General features: G+C 68.4%; 1 pseudogene. It reads right to left on the reverse strand.

The annotated features are described in order from the left end of the window. Positions 1–1,414: pseudogene (locus tag EOA22_RS33550) on the reverse strand (calcium-binding protein); the annotation flags it as partial.

A 1,414-nucleotide genomic window follows, 5' to 3' on the forward strand; every position in this document is an offset into this window, starting at 1 on the left:
GCGTCGGTCGAGAGCGCGCTGATCCGCCCCGCCGCCAGATTGGTGATGGTGCGTTCCGCACCGACCGCGCCGACGCTGACCGTCGAGGTCGGATTGGTGCCCTGGAAGGCATAGGTCGTGCCGTTGATCACGGTGCTCGGCGTGGCGACAGCGACGTCGGTGACACTGCCCGAGCCGAGCGCCACGGCGCCTGCGTTGGCGGCGGTGGCGTTGGCGCCCAGCGCCAGCGCATCGACGGCGCTGGCATTCGCTTGCTTGCCGAGAGCGGTCGCTTGAGCGTTGGTTGCGAACGCGTTCTGGCCGATCGCCGTGCTGGACAGGCCTGTGGCATTGGCGTTGGCGCCGACGGCGGTGGCGAATTGGCCCGAGGCCTTGGATATGTAGCCCATCGCCGTTGCGTCGAGCGCCGATGCGACGGCGCCGCTGCCGATGGCCGAGGCGTTGGCGTCGGAGGCGCTCGAATTGACACCGGCCGCGATGGCGTTCGTCCCCGTTGCGGTCGCGACGGGTCCGATCGCGACCGAGTCCGTGCCCGTCGCCGAAGAGTCCGCCGCCGTCGAGTTGGCATGGAAATACTTGATGCCGCCGCCGACATTGATGTTGTTGACGACGGCGCCGATGGCGTCGACGGCCTGGTTGGTGGCGGCGAGCTGCGAACCGTTGATCGCATCGGTCGACGTCGAGCTGATCCGCCCCGCGGCGACATTGGTGATGGTGCGTTCCGCACCGGCCGCGCCGATGCTGACCGTCGAGGTCGGAGTAGTGCCCTGGAAGGCGTAGGTCGTGCCGTTGATCACCGCGCTGGGCGTGCCGACGGCGACGTCGGTGACACTGCCGGAGCCGAGCGCCACGGCGCCTGCGTTGCCGGCTGTGGCGTTGGGTCCCAACGCGACCGCATCCGCGGCGCTGGCATTCGCTTGCTTGCCGAGAGCGGTCGCTTGCCCGGCGGTAGCAAACGCGTTCTGGCCGACCGCGGTGCTGGACAAGCCTGTCGCGTTGGCATTCGGTCCGACGGCGGTGCTGAAGTCGCCCGAGGCCTTGGATATGTATCCAAACGCCGTTGCGTCGAGGCCGGAGGCACTCGCATTGTTGCCGGCCGCGATGGCGTTCGCCCCTGCCGCAGTCGAGAGAGGTCCGATCGCAACCGATTCCGCACCCGTCGCCGACGAATCCGCCGCCGTCGAATTGGCGTGGAAATACTTGATGCCGCCGACATTGATGTTGTTGACGACGGCGCCAATGGCGTCGACGGCCTGATTGGTGGCGAAGAGCTGCGAGCCGTTGATCGCGTCGGTCGAGAGCGCGCTGATCCGCCCCGCCGCCAGATTGGTGATGGTGCGCTCCGCACCGGGCGCGCCGATGCTGACCGTCGAGGTCGGGTTGGTGCCCTGGAAGGCGTAGGTCGTGCCGTTGA

Source organism: Mesorhizobium sp. M7A.F.Ca.US.014.04.1.1 (assembly GCF_003998745.1).
Taxonomy (GTDB): domain Bacteria; phylum Pseudomonadota; class Alphaproteobacteria; order Rhizobiales; family Rhizobiaceae; genus Mesorhizobium; species Mesorhizobium ciceri.